18 protein-coding genes are annotated in these 20,849 nt (G+C 70.4%); 10 read left to right on the top strand and 8 right to left on the bottom strand.

Features of this window, described 5'->3' with window-relative positions:
- Positions 1–4: 4 nt before the first annotated feature.
- The gene (locus EP757_RS40375; protein ID WP_127553595.1) at positions 5–592 is read right to left on the bottom strand and encodes a TetR/AcrR family transcriptional regulator; all 588 of its coding nucleotides are present in this window, start codon (positions 590–592) and stop codon (positions 5–7) included.
- Positions 593–663: 71 nt separating this feature from the next.
- Between EP757_RS40375 and EP757_RS40370 the strand changes: the two genes are divergently transcribed.
- The 3 genes from EP757_RS40370 to EP757_RS40360 are packed head-to-tail and all read left to right on the top strand — an operon-like array spanning position 664 to position 4,133.
- A complete protein-coding gene (locus EP757_RS40370) occupies positions 664–1,116 on the top strand; it encodes a DUF3237 domain-containing protein (RefSeq protein ID WP_127553594.1) in 453 nt (150 codons plus the stop codon).
- Positions 1,116–2,714 (top strand): CocE/NonD family hydrolase, encoded by a 1,599-nt coding sequence (locus EP757_RS40365; protein ID WP_127553593.1) that lies wholly within the window; start codon positions 1,116–1,118, stop codon positions 2,712–2,714. Before EP757_RS40370 ends, EP757_RS40365 begins: the two co-directional genes overlap by 1 nt.
- Before the next feature lie 9 nt (positions 2,715–2,723).
- Entirely contained in the window at positions 2,724–4,133 is a 1,410-nt protein-coding gene (locus EP757_RS40360) for an amidase (protein WP_127553592.1), read from the top strand.
- A 262-nt stretch (positions 4,134–4,395) separates the two neighbouring features.
- Here EP757_RS40360 and EP757_RS40355 read toward each other — a convergent pair whose 3' ends face one another.
- On the bottom strand, positions 4,396–4,830 hold the full coding sequence (locus EP757_RS40355) for a MarR family winged helix-turn-helix transcriptional regulator (protein ID WP_197725480.1): 435 nt from the start codon (positions 4,828–4,830) through the stop codon (positions 4,396–4,398).
- 98 nt (positions 4,831–4,928) lie between these two features.
- On the opposite strand from EP757_RS40355, the gene EP757_RS40350 reads away from it, so the two are divergent.
- From EP757_RS40350 to EP757_RS40335, 4 genes are read left to right on the top strand one after another with little or no spacing between them, the layout of a single operon-like run.
- Complete coding sequence (locus EP757_RS40350; RefSeq protein ID WP_232050762.1) at positions 4,929–5,828, top strand: SDR family NAD(P)-dependent oxidoreductase; 900 nt, start codon at positions 4,929–4,931, stop codon at positions 5,826–5,828.
- Positions 5,825–6,703: an amidohydrolase family protein gene (locus tag EP757_RS40345; protein WP_174262493.1), complete on the top strand. Its 879-nt coding sequence runs from the start codon at positions 5,825–5,827 to the stop codon at positions 6,701–6,703. The genes EP757_RS40350 and EP757_RS40345 overlap by 4 nt, the downstream gene beginning before the upstream one ends.
- On the top strand, positions 6,700–7,158 hold the full coding sequence (locus EP757_RS40340; RefSeq protein WP_127553590.1) for a MaoC family dehydratase: 459 nt from the start codon (positions 6,700–6,702) through the stop codon (positions 7,156–7,158). The genes EP757_RS40345 and EP757_RS40340 overlap by 4 nt, the downstream gene beginning before the upstream one ends.
- Complete coding sequence (locus EP757_RS40335) at positions 7,158–8,735, top strand: long-chain fatty acid--CoA ligase (RefSeq protein ID WP_127554681.1); 1,578 nt, start codon at positions 7,158–7,160, stop codon at positions 8,733–8,735. The genes EP757_RS40340 and EP757_RS40335 overlap by 1 nt, the downstream gene beginning before the upstream one ends.
- On the opposite strand, the gene EP757_RS40330 is transcribed toward EP757_RS40335, so the two are convergent.
- Positions 8,732–9,496 carry an NAD-dependent deacylase gene (locus EP757_RS40330; protein ID WP_127553589.1) on the bottom strand — a complete coding sequence of 255 codons (765 nt, stop codon included), beginning with the start codon at positions 9,494–9,496 and terminating at the stop codon, positions 8,732–8,734. The genes EP757_RS40335 and EP757_RS40330 overlap by 4 nt on opposite strands.
- A 211-nt stretch (positions 9,497–9,707) precedes the next feature.
- Between EP757_RS40330 and EP757_RS42680 the strand changes: the two genes are divergently transcribed.
- Entirely contained in the window at positions 9,708–9,878 is a 171-nt protein-coding gene (locus EP757_RS42680; protein ID WP_160166020.1) for a hypothetical protein, read from the top strand.
- Here the strand turns inward: EP757_RS42680 and EP757_RS40325 are convergent.
- The gene (locus tag EP757_RS40325) at positions 9,868–10,674 is read right to left on the bottom strand and encodes an alpha/beta fold hydrolase (RefSeq protein ID WP_127553588.1); all 807 of its coding nucleotides are present in this window, start codon (positions 10,672–10,674) and stop codon (positions 9,868–9,870) included. The two genes, EP757_RS42680 and EP757_RS40325, sit on opposite strands and share 11 nt — an antisense overlap.
- A gap of 122 nt (positions 10,675–10,796) precedes the next feature.
- On the opposite strand from EP757_RS40325, the gene EP757_RS40320 reads away from it, so the two are divergent.
- Together EP757_RS40320 and EP757_RS40315 are read left to right on the top strand one after the other, a co-directional pair.
- Positions 10,797–12,461, top strand: coding sequence for a GMC oxidoreductase (locus EP757_RS40320; protein ID WP_127553587.1), 1,665 nt, complete (start codon positions 10,797–10,799; stop codon positions 12,459–12,461).
- The gene (locus tag EP757_RS40315; RefSeq protein WP_127553586.1) at positions 12,458–13,885 is read left to right on the top strand and encodes an NAD(P)/FAD-dependent oxidoreductase; all 1,428 of its coding nucleotides are present in this window, start codon (positions 12,458–12,460) and stop codon (positions 13,883–13,885) included. The genes EP757_RS40320 and EP757_RS40315 overlap by 4 nt, the downstream gene beginning before the upstream one ends.
- On the opposite strand, the gene EP757_RS40310 is transcribed toward EP757_RS40315, so the two are convergent.
- From EP757_RS40310 to EP757_RS40295, 4 genes are all read right to left on the bottom strand, one after another.
- On the bottom strand, positions 13,882–15,519 hold the full coding sequence (locus tag EP757_RS40310) for a bifunctional diguanylate cyclase/phosphodiesterase (RefSeq protein WP_127553585.1): 1,638 nt from the start codon (positions 15,517–15,519) through the stop codon (positions 13,882–13,884). The two genes, EP757_RS40315 and EP757_RS40310, sit on opposite strands and share 4 nt — an antisense overlap.
- Positions 15,516–16,757, bottom strand: coding sequence for a PAS domain-containing protein (locus EP757_RS40305; RefSeq protein ID WP_127553584.1), 1,242 nt, complete (start codon positions 16,755–16,757; stop codon positions 15,516–15,518). Before EP757_RS40305 ends, EP757_RS40310 begins: the two co-directional genes overlap by 4 nt.
- 139 nt (positions 16,758–16,896) lie before the next feature.
- Positions 16,897–18,318, bottom strand: coding sequence for a glycoside hydrolase family 43 protein (locus tag EP757_RS40300; RefSeq protein WP_127553583.1), 1,422 nt, complete (start codon positions 18,316–18,318; stop codon positions 16,897–16,899).
- An 11-nt stretch (positions 18,319–18,329) separates the two neighbouring features.
- Positions 18,330–20,837, bottom strand: coding sequence for an alpha-L-arabinofuranosidase C-terminal domain-containing protein (locus tag EP757_RS40295; protein WP_127553582.1), 2,508 nt, complete (start codon positions 20,835–20,837; stop codon positions 18,330–18,332).
- Positions 20,838–20,849 lie beyond the last annotated feature (12 nt).

The raw sequence follows: 20,849 nt of genomic DNA, 5'->3' as shown, positions 1-20,849 counted from the left end.
TGGTTCAGTCGTGGGTGAGTCTCTCCAGGAGGCCCTCCGCCGCCGTCCGGATCAGGCCCCCCGAGGCGACCGGGAGCTGGAGCTCGGCCATCGTCGAGTTGCCGAGGGCGAGGCACCACAGGCCGTACGCGACCGAGCGGCGCGCGCCCGGCGACGACGCGGGGTACTCGGCGGCGAGCGCCTCCTCCACCGCCTGCACCGCCTGCGTGTAGCGGGTCTGCAGGATGCCGCGGATGCTCTCGTCGGTGATGCCCGCCGTGATCAGCTCGCGGATCACCGTGTCGTCGTCGCCGATCGGCAGGAAACCCGTGCTGAACAGGTAGTCCATCGCGATCGGCAGCTTCTCCCGGTCGGCCGCGCCGGCGATCTTGTCGATGAACTCGGCCTCGTAGCCGGTGTAGAGCCAGTTCGCGAAGCCGCGCAGCAGGTCGTCGCGGTTGCCGACGTAGTGCCGGACGTGGCTGCGGCTCAGCCCGGACTCCTCGGCCACCCGTTCGAGCGTCGTGCCGGCCAGGCCGCTCTTCCGCAGGCAGCGGGCGGTGGCCTGCATGATCTGTTCGGTCCGCTCGGCCGCCATGCTCGGGCGTCCCATCCCGGCCCCCTTCCGTCCGTCTGCGACCAGCTTAATTGATTGTCATTTCGGAAAAGAAAACGAGGACGCTGATGTTGGAACTGCCCGATCCCCAGCTGGCCTTCGCCTTCGAGGCGCGGGTCGACGTCGCTGCCACGCTCGACATCGGCGACGGCCTCCAGTTCACCCCGATCACGGGCGGCTCGGTGAGCGGGCCGCGGTTGCGGGGCCGCGTCCTGGCCGGTGGTGGCGACTGGTCGACGACGCGGGATGGCGTGACCACCCTGGATGCCCGCTATCTGCTGGAGGCCTCCGACGGGTCGGTGATCGACATTCACAACCGGGGCTTCTGGAGAGCGTCTCCTTCCGTCGAGGCGCGGGTCGAAGCCGGAGAGGACCTGCCGGAGGATATGTACTACTATCGGACATCTCCGGTTTTTCAGACCGATGCTCCGGCCCACCGATGGCTCGCCTCGTCCGTCTTCGTGGGACTGGCCCGTGGCGAACGAGGCCAGGTCTGCATCCGATTCTTCGAGGTGCTCTGATGAGCGTCTCGTTCTCCCGTACCGGGCCGGGGCCCTTGTCGCCCGATGCCACGCAGCACATGGTGCGGATGCGGGACGGGGTGCGGCTCGCGACCGATGTCTATCTGCCCGCCTCCTCGGAGCCCGGCCCCACGATCCTCACGCGGCTGCCCTACGACAAGTCGGGTGAATACACCTTCATGTCCCGGATCGCTGCCTACTTCACGGCCCGTGGCTACCGCTTCGTCGTTCAGGACGTCCGGGGCAAGTTCCGGTCCGAGGGGGAGACGCTGCTCTTCGTGAACGAGGCCTACGACGGGTACGACACCCTCGACTGGGTGGTCAACCAGGAGTGGTCGGACGGCGTGGCCGGGATGTGGGGCGACTCCTACTACGGGTTCACCCAGTGGGCGGCGGCCTCGACCGGGCACCCGGCGCTCAAGGCCATGGTCCCGCGGGTCACCGGCACCCGGCTCGGCGAGCTGCCGATCCCCGTCCCGGGACAGCGGGTGCACGACGTCGAGATGGCCGTGCACCGGTTCTACCCGCTGTCGATGTTCCACGATCGGGACATCCTGGACTGGCAGATCGACTGGTCGCGGCGGCCCCTCGCCGCGCAGGTCGAGGAGTTCTTCACGGCCGTCGGCAGTCGATCCGCCTCGTACGACCTGTGGTTCCCCTACCCGGTCAGCCTGCGCCGCTTCCCGGCCGGCAGCCCCTTCGACGCGCCCGCCGTGCCGGTGCTCATGACGATCGGCTGGTGGGACAACTGCGCGCCGTGGCAGTGGGCCGATCACCGGCAGATCGCCTCCCGGCCCGCGTGGGCCGCCCACGAATATCTGCTGCTCGAAGCGATCGACCACGAGAACAACAGCCACTTCTCGCTCGGGGTTCCGAACACCGACCCGTCGTTCCTGCCCCGGTACCTCGACCCGGCCGTGGAGTTCTTCGACGTGTTCCTGCGCGGGGAATCGCGGGTCATCCCACGGGTCCGATGGCAGCTCGCGGGTTCCGGCGACCCGTCGTTCCGGTCGTCGTCCTCGTGGCCGCCGCCGGCGTCCTCGCTGGTGTTGCATCCGTCGGACGGCGGTCTCGTCTCCTCGCCGTCCCCGGGCACGGCATCCTGGACCCATGACGCCGCCGATCCGGTGCCGTCGCCGGCCCGGGACGCGTTCGGCTTCCTCGCGGAGTATCCGGACGAGAGCGGGCTGGCCGGCCGCTCCGATGTGCTGGTCTTCGACAGTGCCGCCGCCGACGCGCCGGTCGACCTGGTGGGGCCGGTCCGGCTGGAGGCGGTCGCCGGGTCGGACGGGCCGGAGATGGATCTCTTCGCCCGGCTCGCCGACGTCGCTCCGGACGGGTCGGCGCGGCTGATCGCCCGCGGACAGCAGACGATCATCGCGCCGGGGCCTGGTTTCGCCGTCTCCGTCGATCTCGGCCACGTGGGGTATCGGCTCGCCGCCGGGCATGTCCTGCGGCTGACGATCGCGAGCAGTGACGCGCCGGAATTCGTGCCGGCGCCCGGGACCGGGGAGCACCGGTGGCTCGCCGAGAAGACGGTTCCCAACCGGCAGTCGCTGGATCTCGGTGCGACCTGTTTGATTCTCTCGGTTATCTAAGGATTCAAGGTGACTATTACCAATTCGTCGGTTTCGGAGATCGCGGCTCGGGTCCGGGACGGGCAGGTCAGCGCGGCTGTCGTCGTCGACGCCCACCTGGACCGGATCGCCGCCGTGAACCCGCAGGTCAACGCGGTGTCGGTGGCCCTCGGCGATCGGGCTCGGGAGGCCGCCGCGGCACTGGACGCGCGGATCGCAGCGGGCGAGGATCCGGGGCCGCTCGCCGGCGTGCCGATCACCGTGAAGGAGAACATCGACCTCACCTGGTCGGCGACCACGTCCGGGCTGCCGTTCGCGGCCGGGGCCGTGCCGCCCGACAACGCGACCTTCGTCGACCGGCTTCTCGCGGCCGGCGCCATCCCGGTCGGCCGGGGGAACATGCCGGACATCGGGCTGCGCTGGGACACCGACAACGACCTCTTCGGGCGGACGGTCAACCCCTGGGATCCCTCCCGGGTGCCGGGCGGCTCCAGTGGCGGGGACGCGGTCGCGGTCGCCACCGGGATGGCCGCCGCAGGGATCGGGAACGACTACGGCGGGTCACTCAGGCTTCCCGCGCATGCCGCCGGGATCGCCGCTCTGCGGCCGTCGGCCGGGCGGGTGCCGGCCCCGTCGCGGGCGGTCGAGCCGCTGCCGCTCTCCATCCAGCACATGGCGGTGAACGGGCCGCTGGCGCGTACCGTGAATGATCTTGACCTGTTGTTCGGGGTGATGCACGGCGCCGATGCGTTCGACCCGCTGTCGGTGACCGTGCCGCACCCGTCCGGATACACCGGGATCCGCCGGGTTGCCGTGACCGTCGATCCGGCCGGCTGGGGCGTCGATCCGGTCGTGGCCGGCGCCGTGCGGGCGGCCGCCGACGCCCTCGCCGCCGCCGGCTGGGAAGTGGAGGAGGTCGAGCCGCCCGCGATCGACCGGTGTGCCACCCTCTGGCGTCAGCTGTCGTCGACCGAGAACGCGCCGATGCTGCTCACGCCCGGTGTCTTCCCGGGGCCGCTCTCCTCGGGAACGGTCGAATACTTCCGCGACAACATCGCCGGCGTGACGCTGCTCGACACGTCCGCCGCCTACCAGGGCGCGTGGGCCGAGCGGTTCGTGCACGCTGCCGCCTGGCGTTCCTTCCACGCGCGCTACCCGATCGTGCTGGGTCCTGTCATCACCCGGGAGATGCCTCTGATCGGGTACGACGTGAGCGGCCCCGAGGCGGCGACCGAACTCTGGAAGTCCCACCGTCTCCTCGTCACGGCCAACTTCCTCGGCCTCCCCGCCGTCGCGGTGCCGACGGGGGTGTCGGGCAGGCGGCCGCTCGGTGTGCAGGTGATCGCCGCCCAGCACCACGACCACGTGGCCCTGTCAGCGGCGAAGGTCATCGAAGCGGCCTCGCCACCGATCACCCCGATCGACCCGGCGGTCCGCTAGCCGGCTGAGCAGCTTCTCGGGCGCGGAGGTGGCTCCGCTGTGCAGCCGGTTCGGTGGTGTCGCGGGGGCGGGACTGGCGATTTGCGCGGTGGTGCGTCATGGGTCGCGGGTGTGAGGCTCAGTTCCGGCTGTGGCTCATCGCTGCCGGCCGGACACTCCCGCAGCGATGGGCCACGGCTGAACGAGCGGGCTGTGACTCATCGCCGGCGGAGGGGTGCCGTGAGAGCGATGGGTCACAGCCGGGTTCGGGGAGGGAGGCGAGTCAGGCCAGTGCTTGCCAGGCGACTATCAGGGACTGGCGGAAGTCGGCTGCCTCGTCGGGGGACATCTTGCTCACCAGACGCGATTCCAGGTCCTGGACCGGGGTGGCCACCGACGCCAGCAGGGCCCGGCCCGCCGGTGTCAGGCGGATGAGGAGTTCGCGGCGGTTGCCGGCGTTGCGCTCGCGGCGGATCAGGCCCCGGGATTCCAGGGCTCGGACCATGTCGGCCATCGATTGGGCGGTGACGAACGAGTCGCGTGCCAGCTGGGCCGCGGACAGGCCGTCGTGGCGTTCCAGGACGGTCAGGGCGGTGTACTGCAACGCCGTGATGCCGGCCGAGCGGACCAGGTCGTCGAGGCGTGCGCGGACCGCCAGCTCGAGCTGTTTGACGAGGTAGAGCATCGACGGCATGGCGGTCACTCCCTGGGTTCGCACGAGTCGCCAGATTACCCCATTGACAGGAAACCTGATCGTCATCAAGACTCGCAATCAACAGGATTCCTGTTAATCATGGGCGGAGTAGATTGATGAGTGTGGATCTGAGCGGCAGGGTCGCCGTGATCACCGGCAGTGGGCGCGGTCTGGGGCTCGCCTACGCGAAGGCGCTGGCCGCCGCCGGTGCGTCGGTGGTCGTCAACGACGTGGATCAGGCGGTGGTGGACGCCGCCGTCGCCGGGATCCCCGGGTCGGTCGGCGTGGCCGCCGCGGTCGGCAGCAGCGAGACCGCGGATCGTCTGGTGGCGGCCGCGGTGGACAATTTCGGCCGCCTCGACGTGCTGATCACCAACGCCGGCATCCTTCGCGACCGGGTGCTCTGGAAGATGTCCGACGAGGACTTCGACGCGGTCGTCGACGTGCACCTGCGCGGCACCTTCACCTGTGCCCGGGCCGCCGCGATCCGGATGCGCGAACAGGGCGAGGGCGGCCGGCTCATCCTCATCTCGTCGCCCGCCGGCCAGCGGGGCAATTTCGGTCAGACGAACTATGCGGCGGCGAAGGCGGGGATCGCCGCGATGGCCCGGACGTGGGCACTGGAGCTGGGCCGCGCCGGCATCACGGTGAACGCCGTCGTCCCGGTCGCCGCCACCGAGATGACCAAGACCATTCCGGCGTTCGCGCCGGTCATCGAGGAATCGGAGCGAGACGGTACGCCGTACCCGGCCTGGCTCCGCCGTGATGAAGGGCTGGGAACCGTCGACGACGTGACGGGGCTGATCGTGTTCCTCGCGTCCGAGGCGGCGAAGGACATAACCGGTCAGGCGATCGGCATCGGTGGCGATCGGCTGGCCCTCTGGTCGCACCCGCGGGAGAAGAACGTGGCCTTCGCCGACGGCGGCTGGACCGCTGACGCGATCGCCGCCGGCTGGTCCACCGGCGTCGGAGCGGAACCGGAGACCTACGGCATCCCGGCCCCGAAGGCGCCGGCCGGATGATCGACGTCGAACGGCTCGCGGCGATCGACGTCCACACCCACGTCGAGGTGGGCAGGAACGGTCAGGGTTCGCTCAGCCCTGAACTGCTCGGCGCCTCGGCCGACTACTTCAAGGCGCACGGGCACCGGCAGCCGACGATCGCCGAGACGGCTGATTACTACCGGTCACGCCGGATGGCCGCCGTCGTCTTCACCGTCGACGCCGAGCACGCGACGGGTCACCCGCGGATCTCCAACGAGGAGATCGCCGAGGACTGCGCGGCGTACCAGGACGTCCTGATCCCTTTCGCGAGCATCGACCCTCACAAGGGCCGTGGCGGTGTGCGGGAGGCCCGCCGCCTGGTCCGGGAGTACGGTGTCCGCGGCTTCAAGTTCCACCCGAGCATCCAGGGATTCGCGCCGGACGACCGGATGGCGTACCCGCTCTACGAGGCGATCGAGGAACTCGGCGCGATCGCGCTGTTCCACACCGGTCAGACCGGGATCGGGGCGCGCGTGCGAGGCGGCGGCGGGATCCGCTTGAAGTACTCCAACCCGATGCTCGTCGACGACGTGGCGGTGGACTTCCCGGACCTGCGGATCATCCTGGCCCACCCGTCGTTCCCGTGGCAGGACGAGGCGCTCGCCGTCGCCACCCACAAGGAACACGTCTACATCGACCTGTCCGGCTGGTCGCCGAAATACTTCCCGCCGCAGCTCGTCCGGTACGCCAACACGCTTCTCTCGGACAAGATGCTGTTCGGATCGGACTTCCCGGTGCTGACCCCTGACCGATGGCTCGCCGACTTCGGCAAGCTGGAGATGAAGCCCGACGTGATCCCCAAGATTCTGAAGCTCAACGCCGCCCGCCTTCTGTTCAAGGAGAACCTCACATGACCACCACCGTCACCGGCCTCGACGGACTCAAGTCGCTCGTCGGCAAGGACCTCGGCTCCTCCGAGTGGCTGGAGATCACCCAGGAGCGGGTGAACACGTTCGCCGACGCCACCGGCGACCACCAGTGGATCCACGTCGACGTCGAGCGGGCGCAGACCGGCCCCTTCGGCGGCCCGATCGCGCACGGCTATCTGACGTTGTCCCTGGTGATCCCGCTGTTCAGCTCGCTGCTCACGGTCGAGGGCATCACGATGGGGGTCAACTACGGCCTGGAGAAGGTGCGTTTCCCGAGCCCGGTGCGGGTCGGCGCGCGGATCCGGCTGAACGCCTCGGTGGTCAGCGTCGAGGAGGTCGCGGGCAACGGCGTGCAGAGCACCTTCGACTTCACCGTCGAGGTGGAGGGCTCGTCGAAGCCGGCGTGTGTCGCGAGGCCGGTCTACCGGCATTACGCGTGATGGACGATCACGGTCTCGGCTCGTGGCCGGCGCGGCGGGCGGCCATGTCGCCCGCCCGCACGGCGCTGATCTTCGAAGGCCGGGCGATCACCTACGCCGCGCTGCACGAGCGCGTCTCGCGGCTGGCGTCGGCGCTGCGCGCTGCCGGCGTCGGGCGCGGTGATCGCGTCGCCTATCTGGGGCCCAATCATCCTTCGTTCGTCGAGACGATGTTCGCGACGTACCGGATCGGCGGGATCTTCGTGCCGCTGAACTTCCGGCTCACCCAGCCGGAGATCCGCTATCAGCTGGAGCACAGCGGGGCGTCGGCGCTGATCCATGCGATGCCGGTCGAGGCGGACGTGCGGGTCAAGGTAGATATTTCGGACTATGAGCGATTTATCGCACCCAATGATCGCCAGCCCAATGATCGCCAGCCCAATGATCGCCAGCCCAATGATCGCCAGCCCAGTGATCGCCCGCCCAATGATTGCCGGCCCAGCGATCAGGAGCCCGGCGATCACGACGACGAGCCCATCGAGCTCGACGACGTCGCGTGCATCCTCTACACGTCCGGCACCACCGGCAACCCGAAGGGCGCGACGCTCACCCACGGCAACATCATCTGGAACTGCTACAACCTGCTGGTCTGCGTGGACGTCGCCTCCGACGAGGTCACGCTGGTCAGCGCGCCGCTCTTCCACGTCGCGGCGCTCAACCAGTGCCTGCTGCCGACGTTCCTGAAGGGCGGCACCTCGGTGATCATGCCGAGCTGGGACGTGGACGGCTGCTTCGACCTGATCGAGCGGCATCGCGTGACCTGGATGTTCGGCGTCGCGACGATGTTCGCCGGGCTCAGCCGGTCCTCGCGGTGGGAGACGGCCGACCTCTCGTCGGTGCGCAGCCTGATGACCGGCGGCGCCTCGGTCCCGGAGGCGCTGATCAGGGCCTATCAGGAGCGGGGGCTGGCCTTCTGCCAGGGGTACGGGATGACCGAGACCGCGCCCGGGGCGACGTTCCTCGAAGCGCGGGAGAGCCGCGAGCACGTCGGATCGGCGGGTCTCCCGGTCTTCTTCGCGGACGTCCGGTGTGCGCCGGTCACCGATGCGCCCGGTGAACCCGGCGAGGTCCTGGTCCGTGGGCCCAACGTCACGCCCGGCTACTGGAAGGATCCGGAGGCGACGGCGGCGGCCTTCGTCGACGGGTCGTGGTTCCGTTCGGGCGACCTCGCGGTGGTCGACGAGGCGGGGCATTTCCGGATCGTCGACCGGTCGAAGGACATGTACATCTCCGGTGGGGAGAACGTCTACCCCGCCGAGGTGGAGGCAGCGATCTTCGAGCATCCCGCGGTGGCCGAGGCGGCCGTGATCGGGGTGTCCGACGAGAAGTGGGGCGAGGTCGGCCGGGCTTTCGTCGTACCGAGGGAAGGGCGTTCTCTGAAGCCCGCGGACGTGCCGGTCTTCCTGGCCGGGCGACTCGCGAAGTACAAGATCCCGGTCTATGTGGACGTGGTGGCGGAGCTTCCGAGAACAGGATCCAACAAGGTACGCAAGGCGCCCCTGCGGGAACTGCCCCTGCCGGACCGGGCCGTGCGTTAGGCGTCCGGCCAGGTCAGGGCCACCAGGTCGGGGAGGATGCGGGCGGCGCTGCCCCGCAGGTTGACCAGGGCCACCGAGTCCATCGGCGTGGGCTGCGGGTTGATCTGGATGACGGCGGCGCCGGCCCGGGCCGCCAGCCGCGGGATCTCCGCGGCCGGGTAGACCAGGCCCGACGTGCCGATCGTCAGCAGCACGTCGGCGCCGGACGCGGCTCGGGCGGCCGCTTCCAGGGCGGCCTCGGGCAGCGACTCGCCGAACCACACCACCCCGGGGCGGATCAGGCCACCGCACCGGGAGCAGGACGGCGGCCTGATCCGGCGGCCCTCCCCGGGCTCGTCGGCCGGCGCGGCGGGCGGGCCGGCCGGCTTGCCGCAGTCGGCGCAGCGGGGTGCGAAGAGGCTGCCGTGCAGATGGACCGGGTCCGGGGAGCCGGCGCGTTCGTGCAGGTCGTCGACGTTCTGGGTGATCAGGGTGGCGGCCGGGACTCGGGCCTCGATGGTGGCGACGGCGAGGTGGCCGGGGTTCGGGTGGACGCTGCTGACCTTGTGGCGGCGCCACTCGTACCAGCCCCAGACCAGCTCCGGGTCGTCGCGGAACGCCTGCGGGGTGGCGAGCGACTGCGCGTCGAACCGTTCCCACAAACCGGTGAGCGCGTCGCGGAACGTGGGCACGCCGCTCTCCGCGGAGATCCCGGCGCCGGTGAAGACGACCACGCGTGCGGCGTTCTCCAGGAGTTTCGCGGCCTCCCGTACGTCTGGCATTCGATCCCCTTCGTGCTTCCGGTCCGTACTCCCGCTCGGAAGTGTCCCAGCGGCGCCCGGCATGCCGCATCACTGATCCGCACATGGGTCGTTGACCGGTCGAGTGAGGTGGTGCGCGGAGGTGTGGGCATATGTCCGGAGTGGAGTGTCGGTGACACCTGCCCGCCCCGGACCGACCCGTTCCGTTCAGGCCCGCGTCTGGAGGCGCCGGATGCGCGTGGCCGGCGCCCGCGTGTGGTCGGCGGTCGAGACGTGGACGGCGCCGGGGGCGCGGCCGGAACGCTCCGAATCCGAGGTCAGCGCCCTGGTCGCGGTGGTCACCCTGGCGGCGGGCGCTCTCATCCTCATGACGATGATGCTGACCTGGATGCTCAAGTCCTGAGATCCCCGCCGGACAGCAGGATCTCCGCGCAGCGGGCCGGATCGTCGTTGAACGGCAGGTGGCCGCAGCCCGGCACGGTGACGTGGCGGGCCCGAGGGAGGACTGCCCGGGCCCGGCGGGACTGAGGGCGATGAGGCAGGACCGCGTCTCTGGTCCCCCAGGCGATCGTCACCGGGATGGTGGGGAGCGCGCCCAGGTCGTCCGGTGACCACGGGCGCAGCCGGGCGAACGCGTCGCGGGCCGGGGCGAACCCGGGGGAGGCGGCCAGGTTGCGGGCCGCTGCCAGGGCGTCCGCCGGAGACAGCCGAGCGGGACGGGCGTAGAAGACGGCGCAGAACGCCGAGCGGCCCGCCCGGGAGTTCATGATGGCCGGGAGCGGTGCGGAGAGCTGTCTCGCGCCGGTGCGGGCGGCGGTGACCACGGCCTGGCACCAGAGGCGGCCGGGGGTGCTCCAGAAACCCACCGGGGCGAAGGCCGTCACGGAGCGGGCAAGGCCGCGGCGGCCCAGTTCGAGGGCCACGCCGCCGCCCAGGGAGCTGCCGGCCATCTCCGGGCGGTGGACGCCGAGATCGTCGAGGAAGGCGGCGACCCGGTCGGCGAACCACGGAACCGAGCCGGCGACGCCGGATGCGGGCAGGGCGGATCCGCCGAAGCCGGGGAGGTCCAGGGCTATCACGTCCCGGTGGAGGGACAGCTGCGCAAGGATCGGCGACCACACCTGCCAGTGGCTGCCGATGCCGTGGATCAGGACCAGCGGGCGGCCGGTTCCCCTGCGCTCGAAGGAGAGGTCTGCCATGGGGATGAAGAGTGCACCATCGACGATCTCCGGGTGGGGTGGTGGCATCCGAATCGGCGGTGTGGGCCAAGACCGGAAACGTCTTGTTGACATGTTGCCAATAGCGGTGTGATGGTACGGCGATGTCGGACGACTATGACGTCCTCGTGATCGGGTCCGGGTTCGGCGGCAGCGTGACGGCGCTGCGGCTGACCGAGAAGGGCTACCGGGTCGGCGTGCTGGAGGCAGGGCGCCGGTTCGCCGACGAGGAGTTCGCCAAGACCTCCTGGCGGCTGCGCGACTATCTGTACGCGCCGGCCCTCGGGTGTTACGGGATTCTGCGCCTCACCCTGCTGAAAGACGTGATGATCATGTCGGGGGCCGGGGTGGGCGGCGGGTCGCTGGGCTATGCGAACACGCTCTACGAGCCGCCGGACGCGTTCTACGCGGATCCGCAGTGGGCAGCGATCACCGACTGGAAAGCCGAGCTCGCGCCCTACTACGAGCAGGCGAAACTCATGCTCGGCGTGACGACCAACCCGGTCGCGACGGCGTCCGACGAAGCGCTGCGCGCCGTTGCCGAGGACCTGGGCGTGGGTGGGACGTTCCGGCGTACGCCCGTGGGTGTCCTCTTCGGAGAACGGCCCGGCGCCGACGTCCCGGACCCCTTCTTCGGCGGGGCCGGACCGGCGCGGCGGACCTGCACGCTGTGTGGCTCGTGCATGACCGGCTGCCGGACCAACGCGAAGAACACACTGGTCAAGAACTATCTGTACCTCGCCGAGCAGGCCGGCGCGGTGGTGCACGACCTCACGACGGTGCGCACCGTCCGGCAGCGCGACGGCGGCTACGTCGTCCAGACGCGGCGGACCGGTGGGCGCCGGAAGCGGACGTTCACCGCGCGGCAGGTCGTCTTCGCCGGTGGCGCGCTCGGCACTCAGCGGCTGCTGCACCGGATGCGCGACCAGGGGTTGCTGCCGCGCGTGTCGGCGAAGCTGGGCGAGCTGAGCCGGACCAACTCGGAGTCCATCCTGGGGGCGCGCACCCGGCGCAAGGACCGCGACTTCAGCCACGGGGTCGCCATCACGTCGTCGATCCACCCCGACCCGGTGACGCATGTGGAGCCGGTCCGGTACGGTCCGGGCAGCAACCTGCTGGCGCTGCTGGCCACCGTGCTGGTCGACGACGCCGGCCGGACCCCGCGCTGGTGGGCCGCGGTGAAGCAGCTGGCGAAGGCGGGGCGGGACCTGCGGCTCTACGTCTCGCCGAAGAACTGGTCCCGGGAGACGATCGTGCTCCTCGCGATGCAGCCGCTGGACAACTCGATCACGGTGTACACGAAGCGGGGCGGGCGGCTCACCAGCCGGCCGGGCATCGGCGAGCCGAACCCGGTGTGGGTGCCCGCGGCGCACGACGTGGCGCGGCGGGTCGCCGAGAAGGTGGACGGCGTGGCCACCGGGGCGATGACCGAGCTGGTGGGGCGGCCGGTGACCGGGCACTTCATCGGGGGCTGCGCGATCGGCGGCGATCCGGACAGTGGCGTGGTGGACCCCTATCAGCGGTTGTTCGGGTACGACGGGCTGCACGTGATCGACGGATCGGTGGTGGCAGCGAACCTCGGGGTGAACCCGTCGCTGACGATCACGGCGCTGGCCGAGCGGGCGGTGGCGCTCTGGCCCAACAAGGGGGAGCCGGATCCGAGGCCGGCCACCGGCTATATACCTGTGAATCCGGTCAGACCGCATCGGCCGGTCGTTCCCGAGCACGCCCCCGCCGCTCTCCGGATCAGCGTGAGGCCCCAGCCATGACCAGCATCGTGATCATCGGCGCCGGGTTCGGTGGCATCGCCGCCGCCGTCGAGCTGCTGAAAGAGGGCTACGACGACCTGGTCCTGCTGGAGAAGGCCGACCGGATCGGCGGCGTCTGGCGGGACAACACCTATCCCGGATGTGCGTGTGACATCCCGGCGCCGCTCTACTCCTACTCGTTCGCGCTCAATCCCCGGTGGACCAGGCGGTTCCCGCCACACGAGGAGATCCTCGCGTACATCGAGGAGTGCGCCGAGCGGTTCGGGGTCGCCGGCCGGATCCGTTTCGGGACCGAGGTCAGCGACGCCGCCTGGGACGGTGAGCGGTGGCGGATCACGACGGGCGACGGCGAGACGATCGAGGCGGACGTGCTGATCCCCGCGGTGGGTCAGCTGTCCCGGCCGTCGATCCCGCACCTGCCGGGCGCCGGCACGTTCCGGGGGACGGCCGTGCACACCGCGCACTGGACCCCGGAGGTGCCGATCGACGGGCAGCGGATCGCGGTGATCGGCACGGGGGCCAGCGCCATCCAGCTCGTCCCGGCGATCGCCGATCGGGCGGAGAGCGTCACCGTCTATCAGCGGACCCCGCCGTGGACACTGCCGAAACCGGATCGGCGGTACGGCAGAGCGCGGCTCTACACGTACCGGAAGATGCCCTTGATGATGCGCGCCTCGCGCGCCGGCACCTGGCTGCTCACCCTCGTGACCGGCGCCGCGGTGACCGGGAACCGCTTCGCCGACGGCATCGTGCGCGGCATCTCGAACCTGCAACGCCGCATCCAGGTCCGTGATCCCGAGCTCCGCGCCAAGGTCACCCCGGACGAGCCGATGGGCTGCAAGCGGGTGCTGTTCACGAACGCGTGGCTGCCCGCGCTGGCCCGCCCGGACGTGGATCTGGTGACCGAGAAGATCGTCGCCGTGACCGAAAGCGGCATCCGGACGGCCGACGGCGTGGATCATCCGTGTGACGTGCTGGTCTACGGGACCGGATTCGCGGCGACCGAGTTCCTCGTGCCCATGCGGGTCACCGGCCGCGACGGCGTGCTGCTGAACGACGTGTGGCGGGACGGCGCGCACGCCTACCTCGGCGTCACGGTGCCCGGATTCCCCAACATGTTCCTGGTCTACGGTCCGAACACGAACACCGGCAACACCTCGGTGATCTATTTCCACGAGGTCCAGGCGCGCTACATCGGCCAGGCGGTGCGGGTGGTGGATCAAGGTCAAGGGCCTTTGGAGGTACGGGCAGAGCGTTCGGACGCCTACGACTCCGAGATCCAGTCCCGTCTGGCGGACAGTGTGTGGACCGGTTGCCAGAGCTGGTACCGCACGGCGAGCGGACGAGTCGTGACGAACTGGCCGGGTAAGGCCCAGGAGTACCGCAGGAGGGCGGCACGCCTGGACCGCTCCGACTTCCTCTAGATGTTCTCCGGTGGGCCGGGCCGTCGCAGGTGGAAGCCCTGGAGGAGATCCACGCCCGCTGAGGCCAGGGCGAGCGCGGTCGGCTCGTCCTCGACACCCTCGGCCACCACGGTCAGGCGCAGCGAGCGTGCGATCGCGATCACCGAGTCGATGATCGTGGCGTGGGCCGGCGAGTCGAGCATCCGCCGGACGAACGACTGGTCGATCTTCAGCTCGTCGATCGGCAGCCGGGGGAGCAGGCCCAGCGAGGTGTACCCGGTGCCGAAGTCGTCGATCGACACCCGGATCCCGGTGGCGCGCAGTGCGGCGAGCTGCTCGGCCACCTGATCGGGACGGGCCAGCACGGTCGTCTCGGTGATCTCCACGGTCAGCAGGGAGGCGGGGATGCGTTCCATCCGTACCAGGGTCAGGATCGTCTCCACCGCCCGGTCCTGGGCCAGGTAGGCGGCCGGCAGGTTGACCGAGACGGGGATCCGGCGGCCGGCCCGGTGCCAGAGGGCGGTCTGGTGCAGCGCCTCGGCGAGCACCCAGTCGGTCAGCTCCAGGATCACGTCGGAGCGTTCCGCGTCGGGCAGGAAGACACCGGGCGGCAGCAGGCCGCGCTGCGGATGCTGCCACCGGACCAGCGCCTCGACCCCGTGCGGGTCGCGGCTGCGGGCGTCGTGCAGCGGCTGGTAGTGCAGCCGCAGATGACCGGCGCGCAGCCCGGCCCGCAACTCGGTGAGCTGCTGCAGGTCGACCCGCTTCTCCTGGTCGAGGCCGGGCGTCCATTCGACGACGCCGGTGCGCTCGTGCTTGGCCCGGCGCATCGCCGCGGCAGCCCGGCGGATCAGCACCGCGGCGTCGTCGTGGCCGGCCTGGCACAGCCCGACGCTCGCCTCGACACCGATCGGCAGGCCGTCGACCACGTGCGGCCCGCGGATGCCGCCGGCCACGCGGCGGGCGAGGTTCTGCGGGTTCTGCCCGGGCGGCAGCTCCGCGACGAGCACGAGGAACTGGTCGCCGTCGAGACGGGCGGCCAGGTGATCCGGTCCGCACGCTTCGCGCAGCGCGGACGCCACCAGGCGCAGCAGGGTGTCGGCGCCGTGGTGGCCGAGCACGTCGTTGGCGTCCTGGAACCGGTCCAGCCCGAGGTGGATCACCGCGGTCAGCTCGCCGTCGTCGAGGAGGCGCTGACCCTCGGCCTGGGCCATCGCCCGGTTCGGCAGCCCGGTGAGCGGATCGGTGCTGGATGCCTTCGTGAACCGGCCCGCCATCGCGGCGAGCACGTCGATCGCGGAGGCCATCCCGACCCGGCCGTCCGGCCAGGTGACCAGCAGCGGTTCCTCCCGGTCGCGGGCCGGGCGGGTGAGCGCGGCCTCGGCGGCGATGTCGACGTCGGTGCCGGCCGGCAGCTCCAGGGCGTCGCCGCCGGTGAGCTCGCCGATCGTGGTGGCCGCGCTCCCGGCGCTGTGCCGGAAGAACAGCCCGCGGCTGAGCACCCGGCGCCGGCCGCCGTCGGCGATCACCACGCCGGGGATCAGCGCGTTCGCGGCGAGCAGGGCCCGTACCTCGGCGATCGAGGCGGCGGCCGGCATCGGCTCGACCGGGATGCCGAGCTGGCCGAGCTTGCGGGCGTGCCGGTTCCCCGTCATGCCGCCGCTCCCGGGCCGCCGGCGCCCTGACCCGCCATCGCGGCGAGGCGCCCGGTCAGGTCGGCGACCTCGCGGCGGACCTCGGCCAGGTTCATCTCGGTGTTCCGCTCACGGGTGCGATCGAGCATCATGCCGTCCCAGACGATGCCGCCGTCGGTCTCGTAGCGCGGGCGGGACACCCCGTACACGTGCCGCACGACGCCGTCGGTGCAGTTCACGCCGCCCTGCCAGGACCAGGGCAGAAGGGTGTCGGCGGAGGTCGCCATCGAGGTGAAGAACGACGCCCGGTCCTCCGGGACGATCACCTCGTGCAGCCGGCCGCTCTGGCCCAGGATCTCCACCGGCTCCAGGCCGAAGATGTCCCGGCAGCCCTCGGAGACGAAGGTGAACCAGGCGGCGCCGTCCGGGGCCTGCCGGAACTGGAAGATCATGCCGGGAGCGTTGTTCACGGTCGTGGTGAAACGGCGTTCACCCTCGGCCAGGGCGGCGTCGGTGCGGCGCCGGACCGTGTCGTCGATGGCGATCGTGCAGACCCCGTAGACGGTGCCGTCCGGGTCGGTGAGCGGGACGCGGGTCACCACGTACTGGCGGATCTCGTCCGGGAACGGGACCTCCTCCAGGACGGTCCGGGCCTCGCCGCTCGCGATCACGTCCGCGTCGTGGGCCGCGCCGACCGCGGCGACCGCCGGCGAGACCATCTCGCTCTCCGGGCGGCCGACCACGTCCGCGGCCCGCACCTGGAGGACCCGCTCGTACTCGCCGTTGACGAAGAGGTAGCGGCCCTCCAGGTCCTTCGCGGAGATCATCGCGCTGGTGTGCTGCAGGATGGTGGTGATCAGCGCGTTGCTGCGGTGCAGCTCCTGCTGGGTCTCGTGCCAGTCGGTCTGGTCCGCGACGAACGCGACGAAACCATCGGCGACCGGGTCGATGGCGAGCGTGACACGCAGCTCGCGGCCGTCCCGGTGCATCGCCGTCATCTCGGCCCGGCGCCCGGCGAGCCGGTCCTCGTCGACGCCGGTCACCAGGCGCCGGGCGAAGGCGGCGTTGTGTGCCGACCGCCGCGCCGGCGGAACCAGGACGTCGCCGTGCGGCAGCCCGAGGATCTCCTCACGGCGCCAGCCGAAGAGCAGCTCGGCGGCCGGATTCCAGTCCTGGATCAGGCCGTCGCGGTCGACGTGGACGAAGGCCAGCATCGAGGCTTCCACGGCACGGTCGCGGATCGAGTCGAGGTTCAGCACGTCCGCTTTATCGTCGCGACGGGCACCGGCTTTAGCCCGCAAGGGTCAGACCGTTGCCGGTTCGGGCGCGGGGACGCCACCGCTCGGCGCCGAATACCCCGGAAAAGGGACCTCCGGCCCGGCCGGAGGTCCCTCACCATCAACTCAGGATGAACGCGGTCGCCTTGTCGGAGACCGTGATCGCGCCCTTGACGTGCCGCAGGTACCGGCCCGGCGCGACCCGGACGGTCACCCCGTCCCGCGACGCGACCCGGGTGACCGGGGTCCCGGCCGCCGACAGCGACACCACCGTGCCGGTGACCGTCACGAACTTCGCCGGCTCGTCGACCGACTGGATCGTCTCGGTGCCGTCCGCCGCCTTCACGAACCGGAACTGGGTCTTCTCCAGGTCGTACGGCGCCTTCTCGGCCTTGATCACGTCGTCGGTGTGCCTGACGAACGAGCGCGGCGCGTCCGCCGGCGACAGCCGGACGATCGGGCCGCCGTCACCGACCGGGATGCCGAACAGCGGCGTCCCGTCCTCATGCCAGTAGAGTTTCTGGACGCGGGTGTGCCGGTTGGGGTCGTAGAGCGGGTCGCCGGTGATGTCGGCGTAGTCGCGGGCGTGGTAGACCAGCACGTCGGTCCTCCCGTCCTCGGCGACGGTGAACGAGTTGTGCCCGGGGCCGTACCGCTGCGTCTTCTCGTTCGTCACGAAGATCGGATCCGGGGTCTTCACCCAGCTCTCCCGCTTCAGCAGATCCGCGTCCGCGTCGGCGGTGAGCAGGCCCATGGCGTACCGGGCGTCGGTGGCGCTGGCCGAGAAGGTGAGGAACACCCGCCCGTTGCGGATCAGGACGGCCGGGCCCTCGTTCACCCGGTAACCGAGGATCTCCCAGCTCAGCGTCGGCGTGGCGATCCGGGTGGGCTTGGTCGCGAACGTCCACGGGTTCGCCATCCGGGCGATGTAGAGGCTGGAGTTCACCGCGATCTCCGGCTCGCTCTGCGCCCACACGAGGTACTGCCTGCCCCTGTGGGTGAAGCTCGTGGCGTCCAGCGTGAAGCCGTCCCACTCGGTCATGAGCCGGCCCTTCAGCGTCCAGCCGGCCGGGTCACGCGGGTCGTCGAGCGCCGACTCGAGGACGTAGGTGCGGATCCGGAACACGTTGTCCGCGTCGCCGGCGGCGAAGTAGATGTACCACCGGCCGCCGATCCGGTGCAGTTCCGGCGCCCAGATGTGCCCGCCCATCGTGCCGCTCGCGGGCCGGCGCCAGATCACCGACTCCTCGGCGGTGGCCAGGCCCTCGATCGTGCTGGCTCCCCGGACGACCAGACGGTCGTACTCCGGGACCGAGCCGGTGAAGAAGTAGGTGCCGCCGATCGGCCGGGTGATCCACGGGTCGGCACGCTGGCTGATCAGCGGATCCTTGGTGGTCACGCCGTAGATCTCGGCGTCGGTGCGCGGCGTTCCGGGTCGCGGGCTGCCGTCGGCGCTCGCGGTGGTGAGTCCGGCGAGAGCTCCGGCGGTGGTCACTCCGAGGGAACCCCGGAGCAAGGTACGGCGACTGATCGCGATCGTCATGTCTCGTTCCTTCAGCGGGTCTCGATACGGAGGAAGCTGACCGAGTTGGCCGGGAACTCCCTGGTGAAGGTGGATCCGAGGCCGTGGACCGTCGAGGTCTCGGGCAGGATCGGCTCGGCGGACCGGGTGTTCTGCTCGCCCGGGTCACCGGTGATCACCGTGAGGCGGCCGGTCTTCGCGACCTTGCGGCCACCCAAGTCGATCTTGGTGACGGCCGGGGTGTCCTGCGCGTTCACGACCTTGACGATCAGCTCGCCGGACCGGGTGTCCTCGGTGACCACCTGGGCGAACGGCTCGGTCACCTTGTCGTCGTCGAAGCCGCCCCACTCGACGCCGTCCAGGAACAGGGTGACCTTCGTACCCCGGACCTGGATCTTGAGGTCGTAGGTCTTGCCGGTCGTGACCGTGTTCGGCTTGGTGAGGATCTGCTCCTTGGCGCTGGTGACGCCCTTCTCCACGGCGCCCTGGGTGTTGTTCCAGCCGCCCAGGTTCCACCAGTAGAACTGGCCGGTCTCCTGGATGCCGAACGCGACTAGGAAGCCCTCGGCGCCGGCCGTCTTGGTCGCCTTCAGCGTGTAGTCATAATCGGACTCGCCGATCGTCGCCGCCTTCACCATGGTGTCCTCGGTGTCGGTCGTCGTCTGCGTGTAGGCGCCGTTCGTGACGGTCCAGGCGCCGCGCGGCTGCACCGCCGTCCAGCCGTCCGCGTCGCCGTCGTCGAAGTCGTCGCTGTAGAGCACCGTGCCGTCCGGCCGGGTGACCTTCACGTCGTCGTAGGTGGCGGCGGTCCGCCAGGTGGAGAGCCCGATCGCGCCGGTGATCGGCTTGGGCTGCAGCACGTTGCCGCTCGCGGTGGTCGGCACGACCCGGTCGCCGACGTTGTTCATGAACAGCTTCTGCACCTGGTAGCTGGTGGAGCCCCACGACTCGTCGTTGTCGAACCAGATCATGTCCGGCTTCCACTGGACGTTGTCGACGTGGGCGAGCAGCGGCGCGTACGACGCCATCTTCACGACGTCGGCGTTGCGCTCCAGGCCGGTCATGTACGCGGCCTCGGCCAGCGAGTTGTACAGCTTGTTGTCGAGCGACGCGTACTCGCCGAGGAAGACCGCCGGGCCGTTCCGGTCGTACGAGTCGTAGCGCGCGTTGTTCTGCAGGAACCAGCTCGGGCTGTTGTAGTAGTGCTCGTCGACCATGTCCGAGCCGTGCTCACGGTTCTTGGCCCACAGGTTGTCGAACGTGGTCCCGGTGTCGTCCGGGCCGGAGTTGCTGACGACCGTGATGTCCGGGTGTTTCGCCTTGATCGCCGACTCGAACCTGAGGAAGTTCGCCCAGTACTCGTTCGGCAGGTTCTCCTCGTTGCCGATCGCGATCGTGGTCAGCCCGAACGGCTTCGGGTGCCCGGCCGCGGCGCGCACCTTGCCCCAGGTGCTGGTGGCCGGTCCGTTCGCGTACTCGATGAGGTCGAGCGCGTCCTGGATGTGCCGCTGCAGCAGTGCCTCGTCCACGGTCGCGCGGTTCTGACCACAACCGGTCACCAGGGCCGGCAGCACGGGCAGCGGCATGGCGCCGATGTCCTCGGAGAACTGGAAATACTCGTAGTAGCCGAGGCCGTAGGTCTGGTTGTAGCCCCAGAAGTTCTTGTTCGTGGCGCGCGTCTCGACCGGCCCGACCGTGTCCTTCCACTGGTAGGCGCGGGCGCGCGGGAAGTTGCTCGCGGCGTCGTACGCGTACATGCTCCCGGTGTTGACCAGGCAGCCGCCCGGGAACCGCACGAAGCCCGGATCCAGGTCGGCGACCTTCTGGGCGAGGTCCTTGCGCAGGCCGTTGGCCCGTCCCTTGAAGGTGTCCACCGGGAACAGCGAGATCTCGTCGAGCCGGGCCGCTCCGGACGTCTTCACCGACAGGCGGGCCACGTCCGTGGTGGCGGTGGCCTTCAGCGTGCCGGTGTACTCGGCCCAGCCGTCCGTCGTCGTCTCGATCGCCAGCGGCGCGCTGAGAGCGGTGCCGTCGGCGGTGTGCAGCGAGACCTCGAGGGTCGTGGCGCCGGCCGCCCACACCGAGAACGTGTATCGATCGCCCTTCTTCACGGCGATGGCGCCACCGGTGCTGGCACTGGGGAAGCCGGCGTTGGTCAGCGTGGCCGCGCCGTTCACCGTGAGGTAGTTGCGGTTCCGGTCGTTCAGCCGCTGGGCGTCGTTGGCGACCGCGGCGGATCCGGTGACGGTCCAGCCGGTCAGGCCGTTCCAGCCGGCGGCGTCGGTGCTGTTGAACTCGAACGAGCGGTTGCGGAGCAGTTCGGCGTAGAGGCCGCCGTCCGCCGCGTAGTTGATGTCCTCGAAGAACACGCCGTACATCGACTTCGGAATCGCGGCGCCGGTCGCGGCCGGGTCCACCGTGATCGTGTAGTCCGGCTCGACCGCGTGCGCGGCCACCGGAGGAGAGACGGCTAACGGAAGCGAGACCAGGACGGCGGCCGCACCCGCGATCCGGGGGACGGTGAATCGGGATCTGGGCATGGAGGGGTCCTC

This window comes from Actinoplanes sp. OR16 (assembly GCF_004001265.1).
In the GTDB taxonomy this organism is placed as follows: Bacteria; Actinomycetota; Actinomycetes; order Mycobacteriales; family Micromonosporaceae; genus Actinoplanes.
This window is presented reverse-complemented; position numbering and strand designations above follow the sequence as displayed.

What these genes read in the sequence shown, in the direction of transcription:
- EP757_RS40375 (WP_127553595.1), bottom strand. Translation starts at nt 592, where the DNA reads ATGGGACGCCCGAGCATGGCGGCCGAGCGGACCGAACAGATCATGCAG.
- EP757_RS40370 (WP_127553594.1), top strand. Translation starts at nt 664, where the DNA reads ATGTTGGAACTGCCCGATCCCCAGCTGGCCTTCGCCTTCGAGGCGCGG.
- EP757_RS40365 (WP_127553593.1), top strand. Translation starts at nt 1,116, where the DNA reads ATGAGCGTCTCGTTCTCCCGTACCGGGCCGGGGCCCTTGTCGCCCGAT.
- EP757_RS40345 (WP_174262493.1), top strand. Translation starts at nt 5,825, where the DNA reads ATGATCGACGTCGAACGGCTCGCGGCGATCGACGTCCACACCCACGTC.
- EP757_RS40340 (WP_127553590.1), top strand. Translation starts at nt 6,700, where the DNA reads ATGACCACCACCGTCACCGGCCTCGACGGACTCAAGTCGCTCGTCGGC.
- EP757_RS40335 (WP_127554681.1), top strand. Translation starts at nt 7,158, where the DNA reads ATGGACGATCACGGTCTCGGCTCGTGGCCGGCGCGGCGGGCGGCCATG.
- EP757_RS40330 (WP_127553589.1), bottom strand. Translation starts at nt 9,496, where the DNA reads ATGCCAGACGTACGGGAGGCCGCGAAACTCCTGGAGAACGCCGCACGC.
- EP757_RS42680 (WP_160166020.1), top strand. Translation starts at nt 9,708, where the DNA reads ATGCGCGTGGCCGGCGCCCGCGTGTGGTCGGCGGTCGAGACGTGGACG.
- EP757_RS40325 (WP_127553588.1), bottom strand. Translation starts at nt 10,674, where the DNA reads ATGGCAGACCTCTCCTTCGAGCGCAGGGGAACCGGCCGCCCGCTGGTC.
- EP757_RS40320 (WP_127553587.1), top strand. Translation starts at nt 10,797, where the DNA reads ATGTCGGACGACTATGACGTCCTCGTGATCGGGTCCGGGTTCGGCGGC.
- EP757_RS40315 (WP_127553586.1), top strand. Translation starts at nt 12,458, where the DNA reads ATGACCAGCATCGTGATCATCGGCGCCGGGTTCGGTGGCATCGCCGCC.
- EP757_RS40310 (WP_127553585.1), bottom strand. Translation starts at nt 15,519, where the DNA reads ATGACGGGGAACCGGCACGCCCGCAAGCTCGGCCAGCTCGGCATCCCG.
- EP757_RS40300 (WP_127553583.1), bottom strand. Translation starts at nt 18,318, where the DNA reads ATGACGATCGCGATCAGTCGCCGTACCTTGCTCCGGGGTTCCCTCGGA.
- EP757_RS40295 (WP_127553582.1), bottom strand. Translation starts at nt 20,837, where the DNA reads ATGCCCAGATCCCGATTCACCGTCCCCCGGATCGCGGGTGCGGCCGCC.